Source organism: Streptomyces tibetensis (assembly GCF_040647715.1).
Classification (GTDB): Bacteria; Actinomycetota; Actinomycetes; order Streptomycetales; family Streptomycetaceae; genus Streptomyces; species Streptomyces tibetensis_A.
The window spans coordinates 53,971-75,234 of the sequence record NZ_JBEZCR010000017.1 but is presented as its reverse complement, the minus strand read 5'-3'; the positions used below and the strand labels follow the sequence as shown (position 1 = coordinate 75,234).

Genomic DNA, 21,264 nt, shown 5'->3' with positions numbered 1-21,264 from the left:
GCGGCCTCCTCACATGCGGTCAGACCTCGCCGCGCCAGGCGCCGGTCTCCGCGCCCCGAGCCTCCATGAACTGCTTGAACCGCTTCAGATCACCGGAGACCTGCCGCTTCACGAAGCCCAGCTTGTCGCCGACGTTCTCGGCCACGCCACTGGGGTCGAAGTCCATCTGCAGCATGACCTTGGTCGTGTCGTCCTGGATGCGGTGGAACGTCACCACACCGGCCTGCCGCGCCTCGCCGCCCACGGTGGTCCAGGCGACCCGCTCGTCCGGGACCTGCTCGGTGATCTCCGCGTCGAACTCCCGCGCCTGTCCGCCGACCTTCGTCACCCAGTGCGTGAGGGTGTCGGTGCGCTGCTCGATGCGCTCGACGCCGTCCATGAACTCAGGGAAGGACTCGAACTGCGTCCACTGGTTGTACGCGGTGTGCACCGGCACGCGGACCTCGATGGATTCCTCTACCTGCGACAAGGCGAAACCTCCCTCTCTCGTGTGTGAGCGACGGACGGGTACCAGATCTCGCGCCGCTCACTCCTCGTCATCACAAGTTGTCCGACCAGGTGTTCTTTCCGTCCTGGCTGGTACCCGGCCAGGAACTGCGGAACGGGAGGTGATCGTCATGGCGGACACGCACCGCACGGCCCCCGCCGCTCCCCGCACGGGGAGCGTGCCGGAAGCCGGGCAGGAGCCGGTGGGCGAGCTGGTGGAACGGGCCACAGAGCAGCTGACCGACCTGGTGCGCGGCGAAATGCGCCTCGCCCGGGCGGAGATGACCGAGAAGGGCAAACGCTTCGGCAAGGGCGGAGGCCTGTTCGGCGGAGCCGGCGTACTCGGCTTCGTCACCCTCCAGGCCTTGGCCGCCACGGCGATCGCCGCCCTGGCCGTCCCGCTGCCGGTGTGGGCGGCGGCGCTGATCGTCACGGGCGTCCTGGCGGTCGCCACGGGCCTGACCGCGCTGGCCGGCCGCAAACAGGTGCGCAGCGCCGCCCCGCCCGCCCCGCAGCAGACCATCGACAGCGTGAAGGCCGACGTGGCCGAGATCAAGGAGAGTGCACAGCGATGACCCAGCCCCCGCACGACGAGCCGACCGCCCGCAGCCGGCAGGAGCTGCGCGAGCAGGTCGAGCACACCCGCCACGAACTGGGCGGCACCGTCCAGGCCCTGGCGGACCGGGCCGACGTCAGGACACGCGCCCGCGAGAAGGCCGTCGCGGTCAGGGAACAGGCCGGGGCGAAGGCCCAGGAGTGGAGCGGGCAGGCCAGGGCCAAGGCCGCGCACGTCTTCCACACCGTGGAGGAGAAGCTGCCCGAGCCGGTCAAGGAGAAGGGCGCCGCCGCCGCTGAGGGCGCCAAGGAGAAAGCCGCACAGGCCGAGCAGGTCTGGCAGGACAAGGCCCCGCAGTCGGTGCGCGACCACCGGGCCGCCCTGCTCGCGGGCGCGGGTGCCGTCGTGGTGGCCTGCCTGCTGATCCGCCGCCGCGGAAACCGCTGAATCGGTCTGCCTGCGGACGCACCGTCGCGGCAACTGCTGAGTGACAGCGACACCCGGGCCCCGTCACCGCGCGAGGTGACGGGGCCCTGGCTTGCGCGGTGCTTGCGCGACGTCACCGCGAGAGGTGACGGGCCCGGGCTAGCGCGACGTCACCGCGAGAGGTGACGGGCCCGGGCTTGCGTGACAGGTGCCCGGACGGCAAGGTCAGGTGCCGTGGCCACCTTGCTGATCGTCCATCACACGCCCTCGCCGAACTGCCAGGCGATGTTCGAGGCCGTCGTCTCCGGGGCGACGGATCCCGAGATCCAGAACGTCCGCGTCGTCCGCGTGCCCGCGCTGGCCGCCACCGCCTCCGACGTCCTCGCCGCCGACGGCTTCCTCCTCGGCACTCCCGCGAACCTCGGCTACATGTCCGGAGCGCTCAAGCACTTCTTCGACCAGGTCTACTACCCGTGCCTGGACGCCACCCGCGGCCGTCCCTTCGGCTACTGGGTGCACGGCGGCAACGACGTCACCGGAGCGGTACGCGGCATCGAGTCGGTCACGACGGGTCTCGGCTGGCGCCGCACCGCCGAGGCCGTGACCGTGACCGGCGAGCCGGACAAGGGCGACCTCGAGCGGTGCTGGGAGCTGGGCGCGACGGTGGCCGCCGGTCTCATGGGCTGAGCCTCTCGCACCGTCAGGCCTCTCGCGCCGTCAGGCCTCCTCCATCCGGCGCCGGTCCTGCTCGTCCCACGCCCGGGTGTCCCGCGGCTGGGTGTACGGCTCGGCCTCGGGCGGATGCCCGCCGGCGATGGCCCGCTGGCGCACCGTCTCCGCGTCGAACTCCAGACCCAGCAGGATCGCCAGGTTGGTGATCCACAGCCAGACGAGGAAGACGATGACACCGGCCATCGTGCCGTAGGTCTTGTTGTAGGAGGCGAAGTTGGCCACGTAGACGGCGAAGCCGGCGGAGGCGACCATCCAGATCAGCAGGGCCAGCAGACTGCCGGGCGTGATCCAGCGGAACCCCTTCACCTTGGCGTTCGGGGCCGCCCAGTACAGGATCGCGATCATGCTCACGACCAACAGGACCAGGACCGGCCACTTGGCGATCGACCACACCGTCAGTGCGGTGTCGCCGACGCCCAGCAGGTCTCCTGCCTGCTGGGCCACCCCGCCCGAGAACACCACGATCAGCGCGCTGATGACGGCCATGATCAGCAGCACGACCGTCACGCCCACCCTCATCGGCAGCAGCTTCCACACGGGCCGGCCCTCGGGCATGTCGTACACGGCGTTGGCGGAGCGGATGAACGCCCCGACATAGCCGGACGCCGACCACACGGCCAGCACCAGACCGACGATCGCCATCAGAGAGCCGATGCCGGCGTTGCCCTGCAACTGGTCGACGGCCCTGGTGATGATGTCGCCCGCGGAGCCGGGGACGAGCTCGCGGACGTTCTCGGTCACCTTGTCGGTGGTCGAGCGGCCGGTGAGGCCCAGCATCGACACCAGCACCAGCAGGGCGGGGAACAGGGCCAGCACACCGTAGTAGGTCAGCGCGGCGGCGCGGTCGGTGAGCTCGTCGTCCTTGAACTCCCGCACACTGCCCTTGAGCACCGCGACCCACGACTTCCGGGGCAACTCGGTCGGCGAGTCCGGCGCGGCGCGCTCCACCGAGGGATCCGGCCCCGGTTCGTCGAAAGCGGCGGCGGCGGTTTCCCGGCGCTCCCGGCCGGAACCGTCCCGGTCCGCTTGCGCAGCCTCCCCGTGGTCCGCTCGGGCGGTCTCCTCCCTGCGGCCGGACTCGATGGTTTCCCGGCGGTCCGCCTCGGAAGACTCCCCACGGCCCGCCTCGACAGCCTCACCACGGCCCGCCCCGAACGTCTCCCGGCGATCCGCCTCGGATCCCCCGGGCGGGCTCTCCGGGGGCGGGGCCTCGGACTCGGAGTGTTCTTTTCGTCCCGGAATATGCAGCTTCACCATGTGAGACGGGTAACCCCGGGCCGGACCCTTAAGCCGCGCACGGCAAACCGGTCCGCGCCCACTTGAGGGAGCGCTCCCCATGCGGGCACGATGCCGACATGACCGCCTCACCCGCCATCCGCCCCTACCGCCCCGGGGATCGTCCGGCCCTGGAGGACATCTGCGTCCGCACCGCCCACCACGGCGAGGACAGCCGCCCCCACTACGCGGATCCGGGCATCTTCCCGGCGACCTTCGCGACTCCCTACGTCCGTCTGGAGCCGGATCTGGCCTTCGTGCTGGACGACGGGCGGGGAGGGGCGGTCGGCTACATCCTCGGTGCGGCCGACACCCCTCGCTTCGCCGCCGCTTTCCGGACCAGGTGGCTGCCCCTGGTGGCCGACCGGTACCCGGCACCGCCCGGCCCGCCGCGCACACCGGACGAGGCGATGGCGGGCATGCTGCACCACCCCGAACGGATGGTGCTGCCCGAGCTGGCCGGCCACCCCGCCCATCTGCACATCGACCTGTTGCCCGCCTGGCAGGGGCGCGGTCACGGGCGCCGCCTGATGCGGACCTTCCTGCACGCGCTGCAGGACAAGGGGGTCCCGGCCGTCCACCTGGCGATGTCGAAGGCCAACACCCGGGCCGGTGCCTTCTACGACCGCATGGGCTTCGAGGTGATCGATGTCCCCGAGCCCGGTGAGGCCGTCTTCCTCGGGCGCACCACCCAGGCGCTCGACCGGCTCTGACCGATACGGAAGTGGCGCAAACCCGCATTGCCGATCCGTGACCACCAGGCGCACTCTGTGCGAGTGGGAGCGCTCCCATTTCGAAACATGATCGAAAGTGAGACGGAAACGCACGACACCCCCACACCCGAAAGAGGAGATCATGAATTGTCATGGTCATGACTTACGGACGGCTCGGTTCAGGTCCCGCCTGACGCTCGCCCTGGGCGTGCTGGTCGCCGCGCTGCTCAGCCTCATCCCGTGGAGCGGTACCGCCGTCGCCCACGGCTCGGTCGTCGACCCGGCCTCCCGCAACTACGGCTGCTGGCAGCGCTGGGGCAACGACCACCTGAACCCCGCGATGGCCCAGCAGGACCCCATGTGCTGGCAGGCGTGGCGGGCCGACGCCAACGCCATGTGGAACTGGAACGGCCTGTACCGCAACGGCTCCGGCGGGAACTTCCAGGCCGTCGTCCCCAACGGCCAGCTGTGCAGCGGTGGCCGGACCGAGGGTGGCCGGTACAACTCCCTCGACGCGGTCGGCGCCTGGAAGGCGACGGACATCACCGGCAACTTCACGGTGAAGCTGTACGACCAGGCCAGTCACGGCGCCGACTACTTCCTGGTGTACGTCACGCGGCAGGGATTCGACCCCGCTACCCAGCCGCTGACCTGGAACGACCTCCAGCTCGTCAAGCGCACCGCCAGGTACGCGCCCAGCCAGAACTACGAGATCCCCGTGAGCACTTCGGGACTCAGCGGCCGCCACATCGTGTACACGATCTGGCAGGCCTCGCACATGGACCAGACCTACTTCCTGTGCAGTGACGTGAACTTCCGCTGACCTGCGCCGCCCCGCCGGACGGCGTGCCCGGCGGGGCCCTGGCGGGTCCGGGCTTCATGAGAATTCTCCGAAAGTTTTCGAGGCGGGTGAACACAGCGGCGCTCCCGCACGTACGGGACGAGGGGATTTTCATGCCCGGCACGCCACAAGCGCAGGAGAGCACCCTTGGGACGCAACACGCGAAGACGCCCTACCGGCCCACGACGCGCGACCTTCGCCGCATTCGCACTGATCCTGGGCGGAGGCGGCCTGATGGCCGCGAACGTCTACGCCTCGGCCACGGACGGTGGTTCGGACGGTGACTCCGCCCGGACGCGGTCAGGCACGGGGGTCCGTACCGCGGGCGCCACGATCGACTGCCCGGACGTCGGCAGCAAGCTGACCTCGGTCCCCGAGCAGGCACGGGGGGAGGTCGACAAGGAACTCGCCCTGCTGGACGAGCAGATCGCCAAGGCCTACCAGCGGCTGAGCGAATCGGCCCAGCAGGTGCAGCAGGACCCCGGCTTCGCCGACAGTGCGGTCGTGAACCCGCTGAAGGAGAAGCGGGCCGCGACCCTCGAGCGCATCGCCATCGCCATCGACCGCGTGGGAGACCGCCCCGAGGGGCTCGACGCGCTCGCCGCCTGCACCCTCCAGGACGGCAACCAGGCCCCCGCGCAGGGCGAGGGCAAGGACGCCGGCGCGACCGAGCAGCCCGGCCAGGAGCAGGGCCAGGCAGGCCAGGGGCAGCAGAACGGCCAGGGCGCCAACGGCGGACAGGCGGGCAACGGCCCCGTCGCCGCCGACTTCGCCGACATCAAGAGCGTCCAGCCCAACGTGAACAACCCGCGCCAGGAGGGCGGCGCGTCCCGCGGCTCCTTCGCCACCAGCTGCGGCGTGAACGAGAACGGGCTGTTCAACTCGGACAACATCATCGCCGCGCCGGGTGTCACCAACGGCGCCCACCACTTCCACGACTACGTCGGCAACCAGTCCAACAACGCCTTCGCCAGCGACCAGGACCTGGCGAAGGCCGAGACCAGCTGCGACGACCAGGGCGACAAGTCCTCCTACTACTGGCCCGTCGTGCGTCTGCAGAACGGCGCGCAGGAGCAGGACGCGCAGAAGCCCGGCGGCGGCATCGAGGGCAACGCCGGCGAGATCGTGACGCCGAAGCAGGTCACGCTGACGTTCGTCGGCAACCCGCGCGAGAAGGTCACGGCCATGCCGCGGCTGCTGCGCATCATCACCGGCGACGCCAAGTCGTTCGTCAACGGCCCCGCCAACGCCAACGCCTCCTGGAGCTGCACCGGCTTCGAGGACCGGCAGCTGAAGGACAAGTACCCGCTGTGCCCGCAGGGCAGCGACGTCGTACGGACCTTCAAGTTCCAGAGCTGCTGGGACGGTCGCAACATCGACAGCGCCAACCACCGTACGCACGTGGCGTTCGCGGACGCCGACGGGAACTGCCCGTCCGGCTTCCGCCCCATCCCGCAGCTCGTCCAGCGCATCGTCTACGACGTCGACGCGCCGAGTCTGCAGGACGGCGGCCGCACGACACCGCTGTTCGCGGTCGACTCCTTCCCGGAGCAGCTGCACAAGCCGGTCACGGACCACGGCGACTTCATCAACATCTTCGACGAGGATCTGATGGGGGAGATGGTCGACTGCATCAACGACGGCCGTGAGTGCGGAGCCGGAGCGGACGGTGGGCAGAAGCCGGCACCGAGCGAGGAGCCTCAGGAGGAGCCGACGAAGACGGAGGCCCCGCAGGAGGAGCCGACAAAGACGGAGGCCCCGCAGGAGGAGCCGACAAAGACCCCCGAGGAGCCTCAGGAGGAGCCGACGAAGACGGAGGCCCCGCAGGAGCAGCCGACCAAGACACCCGACGCCCCGCAGAACGGCAACGGCGGCGGCAAGCCTGCCGGCCAGGGCGACGACGGCAAGGGCGGGGCCGCGAAGCCCCCGGCGGACAAGCCGGACGCCGAGCCGGAGCCCGGCGACGCGTCCACCGCTCCCGGTGGTGCCCGGCCGGAGGTGAAGGCGACGGCCTCCGCCGGCACCGGCAACGCCGCCGAGCAGGGTGGCGGTTCCGAGAACGGCGACGCCGAGGACGGCCTCGGCGACTCCCAGGCCGTCGGCACGGCGACCAGTGCCGCCCCGACCCCGTCGGCCCCGTCCCGTACCGAGCCCCAGGCGGTCGGCGAGGGCGGCCTGGCCGACACCGGAGCGCAGCTCTGGCCGGCCGCGGCGGGTGCCGTTCTGGTCATCGCGGGCTTCGTCGTCCTCCGCCGGGTGAGGCGCAGCCACATGTGAGGCGGCTCGACATCACGTCCCGGCGTGAAGCGGTGACGGCGGCGGGATCCCACCGGATCCCGGCGCCGTTCCGCGTGTCCGGCCGGGGCCGCACACCGGCACCCTTCGACCAACGCCGAAGGATCCACCCTCTAGCGTGATCCCATGAACCTCACCGGGAACGGCACGAGTGGCGGAGCGGCGGCGTGACGCCGTGGGAGATGGCCGCCGTGCTCGCCGCCGGCACGGGTGCCGGAGCCGTCAACGCCGTCGTCGGCTCAGGAACGCTGATCACCTTCCCGGTTCTGCTGGCCGCCGGACTGCCCCCGGTCACCGCCACGGTGTCCAACGGGCTGGGCCTGGTCCCCGGTTCCGTCACCGCGGCCCTCGGCTACCGCGAGGAACTGCGCGGCCAGGGCAGGCGCGTCCTGCTGCTCGGCATCGGTGCCGTGCTGGGCGGCCTCACGGGCGCCGTAGCGCTGTTGACCCTTCCCGCGTCGGCGTTCGAACGGATCGTGCCGGTCCTGGTGGGCCTCGCCCTCGTCCTGGTCGCGTGCCAGCCCTGGATCGCGAAGAGGGTGCGCCACCGTCGCGAGAGCGGGAGCGGCCCCGTGCGCCGCGACGGTGGACCCCTGCTGTTCGCCGGGCTGACGCTGGCCAGCGTCTACGGCGGCTACTTCTCCGCCGCGCAGGGCATCATCTACGTCTCCCTGATGGGCATGCTGCTCGACGAGACGCTCCAGCGGCTCAACGCCGTGAAGAACGTGCTGGCCGCCGTCGTCAACACCGTCGCCGCCGTGCTGTTCCTGTTCTTCGCCCACTTCGACTGGACGGCCGTCCTGCTCATCGCCGGCGGATCGGCGCTCGGCGGCCTCGTCGGTGCCAGAACGGGACGCCGCTTCAGTCCCGCCGTACTGCGCACGCTGATCGTGTCGGTCGGCACGGTCGCCCTCGTCCACCTGGTGCTCCACTGACCCCCGGCCCTGTCAGGAAGCCGGACGCGCCTCGGTCTTCGACCCCTCGGCGTCGATGTGCGGCAGCACCCGGTCCAGCCACCGTGGCATCCACCAGGCGTGCCGCCCGAGGAGCGTCATGACGGCGGGCACCATGAGCAGCCGGACCACGGTCGCGTCGATGAGCACGCTGACGGCCAGCCCCAGCCCGAGCATCTTGACCACGATGTTGTCGCTGAGGAGGAACGCCGCGAACACGCTCACCATGATCAGCGCGGCGCAGGTGATGACCCGGGCCGTGATCTCCAGGGCGTGTGCGACCGACCCCTTGGCGTCCCCGGTACGGAGCCAGGCCTCGTGGACACGGGACAGCAGGAAGATCTCGTAGTCCATGCTGAGGCCGAAGACGATGGCGAACATCATCATCGGCACGTAGCTCTCGATGGGCACCTTGCCGTGCACCCCGAGCGCGGGCCCGCCCCAGCCCCACTGGAAGACCGCGACGACCACCCCGTACGACGCGGCGATCGACAGCACGTTCAGGACGGCCGCCTTGACGGCGACGAGCAGCCCCCGGAACACGGCCAGGATGATCAGGAACGCCAGACCCACCACGACGGCGATGATCACGGGCAGCTGGGAGGCGACGATGTCACGGAAGTCGACCTGGGTGGCCGTCGTACCGGTGACGTATCCCTTCGCGTCCGTGCCCTGGACGACGTCCGGCAGCGTGTCGTCGACGAGACGGTTGGTCAGGTCCGTGGTGGTGGCGTTCTGCGGGGACACGGTCGAGTAGACCGTGCCGAGCAGGATGTCGCCGTCCTGCGTGGGCGTCAAGGGAGTGACGACGGCGGCGCCCTGGACCTTGTCGATCGACTGCTGGGCCTTCGAGGCCAGGTCGGAGCGCTGCGACTGGGGCACGTTCGTCTGGTCGATGACGACCGTGAGCGGGCCGTTCGAGCCTGGCCCGAAGGCGTCGGACATCAGGTCGAACGCCCGTCGGTCGGTGAAGGACGTCGGGTCGGCACCGTCACCGATGTGCCCGAGCTGGATGGAGAACAACGGGATCGCGAGGACCACGACCACGGCGACACCCGCCGACAGGAACGACAGCGGTCTGCGCTCCACCCGCTGCGCGTACCGGTGCCAGGTGCCCTGCGGTGTGTCCCCCGCCCCGGCTTCGGTCTCGGCGATGGGCCGGCGCACGTGGAAACGGTCGATGTGGCGGCCGACGAAGCCGAGCAGGGCCGGCACCAGGGTGAGCGCGCCGACGACGGCCGAGACGACGGTGACGGCGGCGGCCAGGCCGAGCAGGGAGATGAAGGAGACCCCGGACGCGGACAGGCCGGCCAGCGCGATGATCACCGTGCAGCCCGAGACGAGGACGGCGTGGCCGCTGGTGCTCGCGGCCTGACCCGCGGCCCGCACCGGGTCCATGCCGTCGATGAGGTTCTGCCGGTGCCGGGTGAGCATGAACAGGGCGTAGTCGATGCCGACACCGAGGCCGATCATCGTGGCCAGGGTCGGTGAGACCGTCGCGAAGGTGAAGGCCGCCGCCAGCAGCCCGAGGATGGCGAGACCACCGACGACGCTGATCAGCGCACTCAGCAGCGGGATGACAGCGGCGATCACGCTGCCGAACCCGACCAGCAGCACGACGACCGCCACGCCGAAACCGATCAGCTCGCTCACCCGGTCGTCGGCGGACGGCCGGGCCAGCTCGCCGAGCGGTCCGCCGTACTCGACGTCCGCCCCGGCCGACCGCAACGGCTGCACGGCGCTGTCGACCCCGTTGAGGTAGTCGTCGCCGAGCGTCGAGGGCTGCACGTTGAAGCGGACGGTGATGTAGGCCGTCTTCTTGTCGTCCGACAACGGCCCCACGTTCTTCTGACCGCTCGGCGTGGGCGGGGCGGACAGCGGGTTCTGGGCGGACAGCACGTGCGGGAGCTTTTCCAGGTCGGCGACCGTGGTGGACATCTGGGAGCTCAGCGCCGTCAGGGGCTGCTGGTCGTCGTGCATGACGATCTGGCTGCTGTAGCCGCCGGCCTGGGGATCGTGCGCCTTCAGCACGTCCAGGCCCTTCTGGGCCTGCGCCTGGGGCAGGCTGAAGTTGTCGGAGTACTCGCCGCCGAACTCACGGCTGACGACCTGCAGCGCCACCAGTGCCACCAGCCAGGCGATGATGACGATGACGAAGTGGCGTGCGCACCACTCGCCCAGCCGCCGCAGCACACCCCCGCGCGCGGCCTTCTGGTCCCCTTCACCGGTGCGGCTCTGCGGCATGGACGTCTTCTCCTGTGTCGGCCGGGAGGTCAATGCCGTCCATTAGATGCACGCGGGATCATTCCTGCGTTTCAGGCACGCAGACACCGCGGGACTCCGGGCGCCTGTTCCCCCGAAAGGCCCGCGCCCCGGCAAGGCGCTCGCCTCCCGCGCGCCCCAGCACCCCCGACCCGAGCGCCACCGCGAGCCCCACCAGCGCGCTCCCCGCCGCCTGGGGGAGCCCGTAGGAGCCCGTGCCCACGAGCGGTGCGGTGCAGGCCGCCGCGACCGGGATGAGGCCGGAGAACAGGGTGGCGCGTTCCGCGCCGATCCGTTGCAGGCCCACGTACCAGCACACGAAGCCGACCACCGTGACCACCACCGCCTGCCACAGCAGCGCGGCCGTCTCGACGCCGTCGGGCCGCCGCAGCCACCCGCCCCCGTCGGCCATCAGCCCGATCGCCGCCGACTCCAGTGCGGCGACGGCGCACACGACGGCGGACAGCAGCCGCGGCCCGAGCGGCCGCAGCACGGGGACCGCGAGTACGGCGAACCCGGCCTCCCCGGCCAGGGCGCACACCGAGAAGGCGATGCCCACGCCGTCCGTGCGCCCCCAGCCCTGGACGGTGAAGGCACCGACGGCCACGAGCAACGCCCCGTACACCACCGTGCGTTGCGGCCGGCGGTGGTCCAGCAGGGGCACGATCACGGCGACGGCCACCGGCGCGCAGCCCACGAACACGCCGGGCACCGCCGGTTCGGCCGTGCGCTCGGCGGCGATGACGGCCAGGTTGAACCCGACCATGCCGACCGCCGCGAGCAGGGCGAGACGCCCCCACTGGCGTGGTGTCAGGGCCCGCAGCCGGTCGGCAGCACCTCTCCCGGCCGCCGGGAGCAGTAACAGACAGGCCAGCCCGTAGCGCAGGAACTGACCGCCTGCGTACGGGTAGTCGCCCAGCACGCTGTTGGCCGTGAAGGACCCTCCGACGAGGACGCAGGCGAGCGCGGCGAGCAGGGCTCCGCGCGTGGTCGTGGCGTTCATGCGGGTGACGCTAGGCAGCCGGGCGGCCCGGGAAGCAGTCCACTTCCGTGCCTGGTTCAGGGACCACTTCCCCGGGCCGCTGCGTCAGCCGATGTGGTAGCTGTCGCCGTAGACCTTCCAGTCCAGCGGCGGGGTGAGATCGAGATTGCGCCGGTTCAGGAAGACGCGCTGGGCCGTGTCGACCCGGCTCGTGTCGCTGTGTGCCTCCTCCTGCTTCATGGCCCACACTCGTGCGTCCAGGAAGGCGTGGAGGTAGGTCACCTCGTCACCTCCCTGCGCCGGCGGCTTCGCCGTCCGCAGGGCCCGCCTGCGGATGGAGCGGAAACTCGTCGGGTCGCCGCCGTCGCCGTGCATGACGATGGCGTCGTAGTAGGCGAACTGGCCCAGCGCACGCAGCCCGTCGGCCTTCCCCTGCGCGACCGCCGGATCGAAGTACACCCGGTCGCGCTCGTCGTCCTGGGCGCGCCGGAACCCGGCGTCCCGCGCCGCCCGGCGCCAGTCACCGGGGAAGCCGGGGTCGAGTCCGTCGTGCGAGTCGGAGCCGTCGACCTCGCGCAGGGCGGGCAGGTACCTCGCGAGGGCGTTGCCGGGCCTGCGGGCGGTGTAGAGCTCGACGAGACCCAGCATGTCGCCGGTGCCGGAGCAGAACCCGATGATGCCGGCGGTGTACCCGCGGCCGTCGCCGATGTCCTCGATGTACGGGTACTGCGCCTTCCAGTCGAGCGAGGAGTTCTCCGCGCTCGACACGAGTTGCATGGCGATCTCCTTCTTAGCCGGGTCGTCGAGTCCGACCGCGGCCACGGAGGCCGTGGCGCGCGGTGGCTTCAGGAACGGAGTGGCGGCGAGGGCCGCGCCGAACAGCGCCAGGACGGTACGGCGGCCGGCCGGGGCAAAGGGGTGTCTCACGGTGCCTCCAAACGGAGTGGGGGGTTGGAAGAGCGGGCCGTGCAGAACTGAAAGGGGTGGAGGAGCGGGCGCGTTGAACCGAAGGGGGGTGGAAGAACCAGTGCGCTGAACCGAAGGGGGTGGAAGAGCCCGTGCTCTGAACCGAAGGGGGCCTGGTGCGCTGAACTGATAGGAAAGTTTCCTATCACTGTGGGGCCGCAAGGGAAACAGGCGGGTTGCAGGTTCGTAGGGTCGAACAAGCCGGTTCGCCTCCGGTACGGATCGACGCCGCGGGAACCAAGAACCCCTCTCGCACGTCAACCCTTTGCCCACCTAGGGCCGAACGGTCGGACCGACCAGCCGGAGAGGGGAATCGCCGTGGACGAGGCGACGTCGCAGCAGGGGAGCGAGGCGGAGAGCGCCGCCCGCCGGGCACGCTTCGGGGCACTGCCGGAGCCGGTGCGCGTGGAGGACATGGTCGAGGAGCGGGCAGCCAGCGTGCCCGACCCGGCGCGCACCGCGTACAACCAGGATGAATGGCTCGTGCGCTACTGCCTGTGAGGCGTCGGGCCGCGGCGGGACGCCAGGAGGCACTCCTCGCGCCCGGGTCGCACAGCCACCGCACGACGTCGTCGGCGTCCTGGGCGCGGGCGATGTCGAGCGGGGCCATGCCGTCGTAGCCGCACCAGTGCGGGTCCGCGCCGTGCTGGTGCAGGTACTGCGCGGTCGCCAGGCAGATCTCCGGCCCGGATCGCCTGCGTGACGGCGACGGCCAGCGGGTCCCGCGATGTCAGCGTCTGCAAGCCGGCCTCCCCATGCCGTCCAGGATCCCGATTCTGCCGGCAGACGTCCGCCGGCACGGCCGCCTGCGCGAAGAAACCGCCGGTGTGCGGTCGCCGACCCCCCCACGGCCCTGCCCCGGCCCTGTACATCCACCCGCGAACCGGGCACCCCGTCCGGACGGGGTGCCCGCACGCTCGGCCAGGCGTAGCGTCCGGGGTAGGAGCGGGAGGACACCATGCCCGGGAGCAAGGAGCACCCCGGCGACTCCGGATCGCCGGACGATGCCCTGGGGATCGTGCTGGCCGACACCGTGCGCGGCACCGGCGCCTCGATCGGCGGCCTCTATCTGATCGAGGACGCGGAGCCGGTGCTGCGGCTGGTCGCCCTGTGCGGTCTTCCGATGGCCTTCAGTGCCCCCTGGCAGCGGCTGCCCCTGACCGCGCCGGTCCCGGTCACCGACGCGATCCACGACGACGCCCTGGTCAGCATCGCCGGCCAGGACGAGATGGCCCGCCGCTACCCCCGGGCCGCCGCCGTCCTGCCCTATCCGTTCGCCCTGGTCGCCGCCCCGCTGACCGGCGTACGACGCTCCTGGGGCGGTCTCGTGCTGATGTGGCCCGCCGGGCGGCCGCGCCGGGTCACACCACGCGAACACGGTCACATCACCTCCAGCGCCCGCCGCATGGCCCGCCTCCTGGACGACGCCACCCGGCCGCCGTCCCTGCCCGACCAGCCGCGCGTCGTTCCCGTCGGGACCACCCGTCACCCCGCGCAGACCGGTCTGGCCGCGGCCGACTACCTCGAACGCCTGCCCGAAGGGGCCCTGGCCCTCGATCTGGAGGGCCGCATCACCTTCGCGACCGCCGCCGCGGCACGTCTGCTCGGCCGCGGCGCAGACCGTCTCCTCGGCACCCGTCCCTGGCACTCCCTGCCCTGGCTCGACGACCCGGTCGTCGAGGACCACTACCGGACGGCGATCGTCAGCCGTGCCCCGGTCTCCTTCACCGCGCTCCGCCCGCCGGACCACTCGCTGACCTTCCAGCTCTACCCCGACGCCAGCGGCATCAGCGTCCGCGTCCTGCCGAGCGCGGAGCAGACCGAGCACGCGACGCCGCCCACCGGCGCGCGGCCACCCGCCGCGGCCCCGACGGGACGCCTCTACCAACTCGTGCACCTGGCCGCCGCGCTCACCGAGTCGGTGACCGTGCGCGACCTCGTCGCGCTGATCGCCCACCAGATCCTGCCCGCCTTCGGCGCCCAGGGCCTGGTGCTGTCCAGTGTCGACGCCGGCCGGCTGAAGATCATCGGCCACCACGGCTATCCGCCCGACGCCGTGGAGCGGCTCGACGCCCTCTCCCTGGACACCGACCTCACCCCCGCCGGCCAGGTCCTCGCCAGCGGCACCCCCGCCTTCTTCGCCGACCCCGGCGAGCTGGCCGCCAACTACCCCAGAGCACCGCAGATCAGCGGCAAACAGGCCTGGGCGTTCCTCCCCCTGATCATCTCCGGCCGACCGGTCGGCTGCTGCATCCTGTCCTACACCCGGCCGCACACCTTCACCGCCGACGAACGCGCCGTCCTCACCTCGCTGTCCGGCCTGATCGCCCAGGCCCTCGACCGCGCCCGGCTCTACGACACCAAACACCGGCTCGTGCACGAACTGCAGCGCGCCCTGCTGCCCCGGGCCCTGCCGCGCCTGCCCGGCCTCGACGTCGCCGCCCGCTATCTGCCCGCCGGCCACGGCACCGAGGTCGGCGGAGACTTCTTCGACGTGCTGCGCCTGAACGACACGAGCGCGGCCGCCGTGATCGGCGACGTCGAAGGCCACAGCGTCGCCGCCGCCGCCCTCATGGGCCAGGTCCGCACCGCCATCCACGCCCACGCCACCGCCGGCGCCGCACCCGGCCAGGTCCTCGCCCGCACCAACCGGCTCCTGGCCGACCTCGACTCCGAACTGCTCGTCTCCTGCCTCTTCGTCCACCTCGACCTGGGCCGCCACCGGGCGTCCCTCGCCAGCGCGGGACACGTGCCGCCCCTGCTGCGCCAGGCCCGGCACCCCGCCGGCGTCCTCGACATCGAGCCCGGCCCGCTGCTGGGCATCGACACCGGCACCGACTACCCGGTCACCACCGTGCCCCTGCTCCCGGGCACCACCCTCGCCCTGTACACCGACGGCCTGGTCGAACTCCCGGGCACCGACGCCACCCGCACCACCACCGACCTCGCCGCCCACCTGGACACCGCCGACGGCCACGACCTGGAACGGCTCATCGACCGGCTCGTCCGCCACACCACCCCCACCGGACAGCACGCGGACGACATAGCGGTGCTGCTCCTGCGCGCCTCCCGGCTCGGCGACGGTACGGCGTGAGACGTCAATCCGGGTCCGGGGAACCGGACGTGACCCGCCGGGCCACGTCGCGCAGCTTGAGATTGTGGTCCTGGGAGATGCGCCGCAGCACACCGAAAGCCTCGTCCTCGCCCAGCTCATGGCGCTCCATCAGGATCCCCATGGCCTCACCGATGGCGTGCCGGGTCTCCAGCGCGTGCTCCAGCTGGTCCACGGTACGGGCCGTCGCCAGCGCCACCGCGGCATGGGAGGCGAGCAGCCAGCCCGCGGCCTCGATGTCCTCGCCGAAGGCCCCGGGACGGCGCGAGTAGAGGTTCAGCGCACCGAAGTCCTCCTCGTGGGTGTAGAGCAGGACACCGGTCATGCTGCCGATCCCGAGGTCGCGGGCCGCCCGGCTGTACCGCGGCCAGGACGGCTGCGGCCGGGTCATGTCGGCGACCCGGAACAGCCGCTCCCCGTCCACGCGGCGTGCGGCGTCGAAGCACGGCCCCTCACCGAACTCGCCCTGCAACCGGTCCGACTCCGCGACCATGTCCCCGCACACGGAAAGGGTCACGGCCCGGCCCTTCGAGACCGCCAGGATGCCGGCGGCGTCACAGCCGTCGATCACCTTCACCGCCGACGACGAGATGGCGTCCAGCGTCGCCTGGACCGAATCCTGCGAGCCCAGGTCCCGGGCGAGCCGGGCCATCTGCTCGGCGTACCGCTGCCACTCCACCGCAACCACCGCCCTGCTCACCGGTCCTGACCACCGTACTCCGTGCCGCTTCGCACGCCGGTTCGCCCGTTCGCCCGTTCGCCCGTTCGGTCGGGTGCCGTGGCGGCGGCCTGCCCGGGGTGAGCACGGCGATCACCGGTACGCCGTGAGCAGCAGAGCCACGTCGTCCGGCCGCTCCCGGGCCTGACGGGCCGTGCCCACCAGCCGGTCGGCGAGGTGCTCCACCGAGTCCGCCGGGGTCTCGGACAGACGGCGGCGGACCGCGTCGATGCCGGACTCGATGTCGCTGCCGGGCCGCTCGACCAACCCGTCGGTGTACAGGGCGAGCACGCTGCCGGGGGCCAGGGTGAGCGCGGTGACGGGGTACACCGCGTCGGGCTGCACGCCCAGCATGACGCCGCCCTCGAGATCCAGTGTCTCGGCCCGCCCGTCGGGGTGGCGCAGCAGCGGCGGGGGATGGCCGGCCCGCACGGCCAGGGCCCGTCCGGTGGCCGGGTCGAGTTCGATGTAACAGCAGGTGGCGAAGACGTCCGACTCCAGTTCGCTCAGCAGCCGGTTGGTGTGGGTGATGACCTCCTGCGGCGGGCGCTCGCTCGCCGCGAAGGCGTGCACCGCGCTGCGCAGCTGCCCCATCACCGCGGCGGCGCCGACACTGTGGCCTTCGACGTCCCCGATGACCAGGGCCACGCCACGCCCGGTGGTGATCACGTCGTACCAGTCGCCGCCGATCGCCATGCCCTGCGTACCGGGCAGATAGCGGCCGGTGGTGCGCAGGCCCTGGACGGCGGGCAGCCGGTGCGGCAGGAGTCCCTCCTGGAGACCACGGGCGACGGCGGACTCCGAGTCGTACAGCCGCGCCCGTTCCATCGCCTGGGCGGCCAGGCCGCTCAGCGCGGTGAGGGCGGACCGCTCGTCCGGGGTGAACCGGTGCGGGGCGTCCCAGCCGAGGATGCAGGACCCGACGGAGCGGCCGGAGGCGATCAGCGGCAGGAACGACCAGGCCTGCATGCGGTCCAGGGTGATGCCCGGATAGGCGAGGGAGAGCTCCTCGGGCGACTCGAAGAACAGGGGCAGCCGCGTGGTCAGCGCGTGCACGCCGGGCAGCTGTGTGTCGAGGGTGACACCCTCGAACGGGGTGAGGAAGCCCTCCGGGTAGCCCGACTCCCACAGCAGGTACATCCGGCCCTCACGGACGGTGTAGAGGGCCAGTTCCCGGGCGCCGAACGCGGGCAGCAACTGCTCCGACACGGCCCGGCACACGTCCAGCACGGTGACCGCCTCGGTGAGCACGCTCGCCATCTGCACCACGTGGTAGAGCGCTCCGGCCCGCGCTGCCGCCACCGGCCCGGGCGGCGGCGCGACGACGCCGAGGCCCCCGCCGGCGTCGGAAGCGGCTACCGGTCCCCGCTCGGCGCCGCTGGGCGGCCCGGTGGGGAAGACCCGGCCGGTCAGCCCGTGCACGTCCGGGTAGAGCACGAAACTCAGCCAGCTCCCGTCGGGCCGCCGGACCAGGAAGGAGACCTGCTCCTGCGACAGCATCGCCGCCCGGTAGCGGTCCTCGTACGCGGGGTCCCGCAGCCAGGTGACCACCTCCCACGGGTAGCGGCCGAAGAGGTCCTCCCGGCCGGAGCCCAGCAGTTCCTCGCAGCGACGGTTGGCGTACGTCAGACGGCCGTCCTGGTCCAGGGAGAAGAGCCCGTCGGGCAACCGCTCGGCCGCTCCGGCCGCAGTGAGTCCGCCGCCCGCGTCGACGAGGGCGCCCACCAGGATCCGCGCGGACCCGGCCCCGCCCTGGACGAGATGGCCCCACAGCTCGACCGGCCGGTAGCCGGCCTTCTCCTCGCCCCGGGACTCGTCGCGGACCCGGAAGTGTCGTGACCTGACCCGGCCGTCGGCCAGCGCGTCGTGGCGGCTCTCGCGCAGTTCGTGCAGGTCGTCGGGGCTGACACGGGCCTCGATGTCCGCGATGGTGCCGCCGTAGGCCGACCGGTCCAGGCCGAGGAGCGCGAGGGCGTCGTCGTCCGCCGTGCAGCGGTCGGTGTCCAGGTCCCAGTCGATGAGTCCGACCCGGACCGGGTGGGCGGCCGAGGTGGGCAACCGCACGCTGATCGGCTCGTCGTCGTACTCGACGTAGTGGGCGGCGGAGTCCGGGTCCGGCCGGCTCGCGACCAGGCGGTCGAGGCGCTCTTCCATGGCCCGCTCGGCGGGGCGCAGCGCGGAACCGACCGCTTCACCGTCCATCGGGGCCCGGGCCGCCGAGCGCAGCACCACCAGCACACCGACCGCCTCGCCGCCGGCGCGGACGGGCTGGTAGGCGGAGCCGAAAGAGTAGGGGAGCCCGGCCGTGAAGTGCGGGAAGCGGACCATGGTGGCGTGCTCGTCCGGCAGCCACAGCGTCTCGTCGCGCCGGTAGGCCTCCGCCATGGGCAGGGCACCGCCCACCGGCACCCGCCACCAGCTCCTGAGCAGCGAACGGGGCACCCCGGTGATCATCGCCAGCACCAGCGAGCGCCGGTCGCGGGAGCGCAGGTAGACCAGCCCGCCGTAGCCGTCGAGGTCCCGCACGGCCTCCACCAGCGGGGTCGTCAGGGCGTCCTCGATCCGGCCCGGGTCCTCGGCCGGGACCCGGCCCTCAGCCCCGTTCCCACTCGGGCCGGTGGCTGACCGGGGCCCGTCCGGTACGGCGGCTGCCTCATCCATGTCGCGTCCTCCCGGTACGGACGCACCGGACACCAATCGCTCCCCACCAGGATGTGCCATGGTCGGCGCTCCGGCGCGGCAAGTGCAACCTTTCGGCCGCCCCGGCCGTCTCAACCGGCATCACCCACATGCAAGCCTCGGGGGCGGCAATGGTACGTATCAGAAGAGCATGCGCGACTCTCGCACTCGTGGGCGCCACGGTGGGCGTGGCGGCCATCCCGGCCGGCGCCGCACCGGTGGCCGGCCCGCAGTCCGCCGCACGGGCCACCGCGTGTCCGACCGGCTGGGGAAGCCTCGCCAAGACCGACGCCGGCTCCGGCGTCGCACCGATGACCGACGTCAGGACCGGTGGTCACACCTGCTTCGACCGGATGGTCATCGACGTGCCCGGCGCGGGCAGCGGCGTCGGCTACACCGTCCAGTACGTCGACAAGCTCTACCAGGACGGCTCGGGCCGCTACATCCCCGTGTCCGGCGGTGCCGTGCTCGAGGTACGGGTGAGCGCGCCCGCGTACGACCCGGAGACCGGCGCGGCCACGTATCCCGGCCAGGTGGCGCGCCCCCTGCCGGGCGTGGACCTCACCGGCTACCGCACCTTCCGGGACACCCGCTTCGCCGGCAGCTTCGAGGGGCAGACCCAGATCGGTCTCGGCGTCCGCGCGCGGCTGCCCTTCCGGGTGCAGCAGCTGGACGACCGTGTCGTCGTGGACGTCGCCCACAGCTGGACCGCCACGGGCTGACGGCCACGGGCCGACCGCACGGCGCCCGGCCCTCAGGGGCCGGGCGCCGCTTGCTGAACAGGCCTCAGCCGCCTCGCTCAACCAGGCCTCAGCCGCCGCGCAACCGGCCCACTTCCTCGAGCGTCCGGGCCGCCGCACCGGCCAGCCGGGGCCGGCCGCGGACGAAGCGGCGGGCGGCCCGGGCGGGCTCGCGGCCCAGCCAGTGGGCGGCTCCACCCGGCACCGGCCGCACCACCGCTCCTTCGTACACGCGCAGGTCACGGGTCTTGAGCGACTCCTTGTAGCGCGCCGGCCCGCTGCCCAGGTCGACGGTTTCGATGCCGTCGCCCGCAGCGGCCTCCAGCATCCGCAACTGCAGCAGCAGGCCGGGGGAGTACCTGGCGTACGCACGGTCGTACGCGGGGAACCACCAGGACAGCACCGTGCGCGAGCGCAGTCCCAGATGCGCGGCGACGGGCCGTCCGGCGGCGTACAGCACGGACAGCACGCCGCGGCACTCCGGCTCCTCGCTCTCCCCGACCAGCTCCACCAGCCGGGTGATCCACTCCTGGGCGAACCGGTCCCGCCGGCCGGTCCGCCGGTACTGCGCCGACTTCCACTCCATCAGCGCCCGCAGCGCCGCCGGGTCCCGGGCGTCGTACACGAACCGCACCTCGCCTACCTGCCGGGCCAGCCTGCGCTCCTTGGCCAGCAGCTGTCTGAGAAAGCCCGGCGACCGCGCCCGCAGATGTTCCGTGTACGCCGCGAAGCCCTCGCCGATGTCGACGACCGGGGAGGCGAGTTCCTCGACCGCGTGCGGCACGAACACCTCCTGACCGGCTTCGAGATTGTCGAACTCGAAGGACGACAGACCGCAGACCCGCAACAACCGCCGGGCGTCCAGCCCGATCCCGGGGCGCAGCACGGCCCCCTGACTGTCGGACACCCCCAGCCCGATGGCCCGGCCCTGCCCCAGCACCCCCGCCTCGTACGGGAAGAACCCCACCGGTGAACCGTCGTCCAGCAGCACCGCCACTCTGGCCCCCGGCCTGACCTGACCCACCGCCACGGTGAAGGCCGGGTCGAGAAACGGATTCGCCGGTGCGCCGGACTCCGTCCGGATCTCCCGCCACATCTTCTGGTCGTTCGGGCCGAGTTCGTCCGGCCTCAGAACGAGAACGCGCTTTCCAGGCAACTCTGCCTCCTGTGTCATCGGCATGGGGACACACGAAGGCCTGCACATCACCGCGATTCGGCACCAGGGCAGTACTCAGGCCGCACGGCGCAGGCCCTCGGCGGTACTGCCGTCGCTCAGCAGCGGAACGTCTGCAACCGTTCGGCGCTCGGGGCGGATCCGGCCGCCTCCGGACACGGACTCGTTGGCGCCGCACGCAGATCCGTACCGCCGTGGCCCACCAAGGCCGCCCCGGTCACCACCGGGCTCGCCCCTGCCGCCCCCGTGGCCCGCGGAGTGCGCGCCGCGAGCTGACGAACCGACGGCTCGTCCTCACAGGGGCACGACTCTCCGGCCCCTTCGGCCCCTTCGGCCCCTCCGGCCCCTTGGGCC

18 protein-coding genes are annotated in these 21,264 nt (G+C 72.0%); 10 read left to right on the top strand and 8 right to left on the bottom strand.

Annotated elements, in window-relative coordinates:
• Window positions 1-19: 19 nt before the first annotated feature.
• Window positions 20-469 carry an SRPBCC family protein gene (locus AB0B29_RS34295; protein ID WP_362246064.1) on the bottom strand — a complete coding sequence of 150 codons (450 nt, stop codon included), beginning with the start codon at window positions 467-469 and terminating at the stop codon, window positions 20-22.
• A 148-nt stretch (window positions 470-617) separates the two neighbouring features.
• Between AB0B29_RS34295 and AB0B29_RS34290 the strand changes: the two genes are divergently transcribed.
• The 3 genes from AB0B29_RS34290 (at window position 618) to AB0B29_RS34280 (ending at window position 2,155) form a co-directional block, all read left to right on the top strand.
• Window positions 618-1,061: a phage holin family protein gene (locus AB0B29_RS34290; RefSeq protein ID WP_362246062.1), complete on the top strand. Its 444-nt coding sequence runs from the start codon at window positions 618-620 to the stop codon at window positions 1,059-1,061.
• A complete protein-coding gene (locus AB0B29_RS34285; protein ID WP_362246060.1) occupies window positions 1,058-1,489 on the top strand; it encodes a DUF3618 domain-containing protein in 432 nt (143 codons plus the stop codon). Before AB0B29_RS34290 ends, AB0B29_RS34285 begins: the two co-directional genes overlap by 4 nt.
• Before the next feature lie 213 nt (window positions 1,490-1,702).
• Window positions 1,703-2,155 (top strand): flavodoxin family protein, encoded by a 453-nt coding sequence (locus AB0B29_RS34280; RefSeq protein ID WP_362246058.1) that lies wholly within the window; start codon window positions 1,703-1,705, stop codon window positions 2,153-2,155.
• A 30-nt stretch (window positions 2,156-2,185) separates the two neighbouring features.
• Here the strand turns inward: AB0B29_RS34280 and AB0B29_RS34275 are convergent, their stop codons facing one another.
• On the bottom strand, window positions 2,186-3,457 hold the full coding sequence (locus AB0B29_RS34275) for a YihY/virulence factor BrkB family protein (protein ID WP_362246056.1): 1,272 nt from the start codon (window positions 3,455-3,457) through the stop codon (window positions 2,186-2,188).
• A 98-nt stretch (window positions 3,458-3,555) separates the two neighbouring features.
• On the opposite strand from AB0B29_RS34275, the gene AB0B29_RS34270 reads away from it, so the two are divergent.
• The 4 genes from AB0B29_RS34270 (at window position 3,556) to AB0B29_RS34255 (ending at window position 8,259) form a co-directional block, all read left to right on the top strand.
• Window positions 3,556-4,188, top strand: coding sequence for a GNAT family N-acetyltransferase (locus AB0B29_RS34270; protein ID WP_362246054.1), 633 nt, complete (start codon window positions 3,556-3,558; stop codon window positions 4,186-4,188).
• 142 nt (window positions 4,189-4,330) lie between these two features.
• Window positions 4,331-5,011: a lytic polysaccharide monooxygenase auxiliary activity family 9 protein gene (locus tag AB0B29_RS34265; RefSeq protein WP_362246052.1), complete on the top strand. Its 681-nt coding sequence runs from the start codon at window positions 4,331-4,333 to the stop codon at window positions 5,009-5,011.
• A gap of 252 nt (window positions 5,012-5,263) precedes the next feature.
• Window positions 5,264-7,306, top strand: coding sequence for a DUF1996 domain-containing protein (locus tag AB0B29_RS34260; protein WP_362246050.1), 2,043 nt, complete (start codon window positions 5,264-5,266; stop codon window positions 7,304-7,306).
• Between the two features lie 185 nt (window positions 7,307-7,491).
• A complete protein-coding gene (locus tag AB0B29_RS34255; RefSeq protein ID WP_362246048.1) occupies window positions 7,492-8,259 on the top strand; it encodes a sulfite exporter TauE/SafE family protein in 768 nt (255 codons plus the stop codon).
• A 12-nt stretch (window positions 8,260-8,271) separates the two neighbouring features.
• Here AB0B29_RS34255 and AB0B29_RS34250 read toward each other — a convergent pair whose 3' ends face one another.
• The 3 genes from AB0B29_RS34250 to AB0B29_RS34240 form a co-directional block, all read right to left on the bottom strand.
• A complete protein-coding gene (locus tag AB0B29_RS34250) occupies window positions 8,272-10,521 on the bottom strand; it encodes an MMPL family transporter (RefSeq protein ID WP_362246046.1) in 2,250 nt (749 codons plus the stop codon).
• Between the two features lie 58 nt (window positions 10,522-10,579).
• Complete coding sequence (locus AB0B29_RS34245; protein ID WP_362246044.1) at window positions 10,580-11,542, bottom strand: DMT family transporter; 963 nt, start codon at window positions 11,540-11,542, stop codon at window positions 10,580-10,582.
• Between the two features lie 84 nt (window positions 11,543-11,626).
• Window positions 11,627-12,448 (bottom strand): chitosanase, encoded by an 822-nt coding sequence (locus tag AB0B29_RS34240; protein ID WP_362246042.1) that lies wholly within the window; start codon window positions 12,446-12,448, stop codon window positions 11,627-11,629.
• A gap of 357 nt (window positions 12,449-12,805) precedes the next feature.
• Here AB0B29_RS34240 and AB0B29_RS34235 point away from each other — a divergent pair, with 357 nt between their 5' ends.
• Together AB0B29_RS34235 and AB0B29_RS34230 are read left to right on the top strand one after the other, a co-directional pair.
• Window positions 12,806-12,988, top strand: a complete 183-nt coding sequence (locus tag AB0B29_RS34235; RefSeq protein ID WP_104781672.1) for a hypothetical protein — start codon at window positions 12,806-12,808, stop codon at window positions 12,986-12,988.
• A gap of 457 nt (window positions 12,989-13,445) precedes the next feature.
• The gene (locus tag AB0B29_RS34230; RefSeq protein ID WP_362246040.1) at window positions 13,446-15,581 is read left to right on the top strand and encodes a SpoIIE family protein phosphatase; all 2,136 of its coding nucleotides are present in this window, start codon (window positions 13,446-13,448) and stop codon (window positions 15,579-15,581) included.
• Window positions 15,582-15,585: 4 nt separating this feature from the next.
• Here the strand turns inward: AB0B29_RS34230 and AB0B29_RS34225 are convergent, their stop codons facing one another.
• Together AB0B29_RS34225 and AB0B29_RS34220 are read right to left on the bottom strand one after the other, a co-directional pair.
• Window positions 15,586-16,251, bottom strand: coding sequence for a GAF and ANTAR domain-containing protein (locus AB0B29_RS34225; RefSeq protein WP_436845948.1), 666 nt, complete (start codon window positions 16,249-16,251; stop codon window positions 15,586-15,588).
• A 159-nt stretch (window positions 16,252-16,410) separates the two neighbouring features.
• A complete protein-coding gene (locus AB0B29_RS34220) occupies window positions 16,411-18,978 on the bottom strand; it encodes a SpoIIE family protein phosphatase (RefSeq protein WP_362246038.1) in 2,568 nt (855 codons plus the stop codon).
• Window positions 18,979-19,127: 149 nt separating this feature from the next.
• Here AB0B29_RS34220 and AB0B29_RS34215 point away from each other — a divergent pair, with 149 nt between their 5' ends.
• The gene (locus AB0B29_RS34215; protein ID WP_362246036.1) at window positions 19,128-19,718 is read left to right on the top strand and encodes an AMIN-like domain-containing (lipo)protein; all 591 of its coding nucleotides are present in this window, start codon (window positions 19,128-19,130) and stop codon (window positions 19,716-19,718) included.
• 88 nt (window positions 19,719-19,806) lie between these two features.
• Here AB0B29_RS34215 and AB0B29_RS34210 read toward each other — a convergent pair whose 3' ends face one another.
• Entirely contained in the window at window positions 19,807-20,910 is a 1,104-nt protein-coding gene (locus AB0B29_RS34210) for a GNAT family N-acetyltransferase (protein ID WP_362246185.1), read from the bottom strand.
• Between the last annotated feature and the right edge of the window lie 354 nt (window positions 20,911-21,264).

Coding starts and splice junctions, on each gene's coding strand:
- AB0B29_RS34245 (WP_362246044.1), bottom strand. CDS start 11,542: ATGAACGCCACGACCACGCGCGGAGCCCTGCTCGCCGCGCTCGCCTGC.
- AB0B29_RS34290 (WP_362246062.1), top strand. CDS start 618: ATGGCGGACACGCACCGCACGGCCCCCGCCGCTCCCCGCACGGGGAGC.
- AB0B29_RS34250 (WP_362246046.1), bottom strand. CDS start 10,521: ATGCCGCAGAGCCGCACCGGTGAAGGGGACCAGAAGGCCGCGCGCGGG.
- AB0B29_RS34260 (WP_362246050.1), top strand. CDS start 5,264: ATGGCCGCGAACGTCTACGCCTCGGCCACGGACGGTGGTTCGGACGGT.
- AB0B29_RS34265 (WP_362246052.1), top strand. CDS start 4,331: ATGAATTGTCATGGTCATGACTTACGGACGGCTCGGTTCAGGTCCCGC.
- AB0B29_RS34275 (WP_362246056.1), bottom strand. CDS start 3,457: ATGGTGAAGCTGCATATTCCGGGACGAAAAGAACACTCCGAGTCCGAG.
- AB0B29_RS34270 (WP_362246054.1), top strand. CDS start 3,556: ATGACCGCCTCACCCGCCATCCGCCCCTACCGCCCCGGGGATCGTCCG.
- AB0B29_RS34225 (WP_436845948.1), bottom strand. CDS start 16,251: ATGGCCCGGCTCGCCCGGGACCTGGGCTCGCAGGATTCGGTCCAGGCG.
- AB0B29_RS34215 (WP_362246036.1), top strand. CDS start 19,128: ATGGTACGTATCAGAAGAGCATGCGCGACTCTCGCACTCGTGGGCGCC.
- AB0B29_RS34285 (WP_362246060.1), top strand. CDS start 1,058: ATGACCCAGCCCCCGCACGACGAGCCGACCGCCCGCAGCCGGCAGGAG.
- AB0B29_RS34230 (WP_362246040.1), top strand. CDS start 13,446: ATGCCCGGGAGCAAGGAGCACCCCGGCGACTCCGGATCGCCGGACGAT.
- AB0B29_RS34210 (WP_362246185.1), bottom strand. CDS start 20,910: ATGACACAGGAGGCAGAGTTGCCTGGAAAGCGCGTTCTCGTTCTGAGG.
- AB0B29_RS34220 (WP_362246038.1), bottom strand. CDS start 18,978: ATGGATGAGGCAGCCGCCGTACCGGACGGGCCCCGGTCAGCCACCGGC.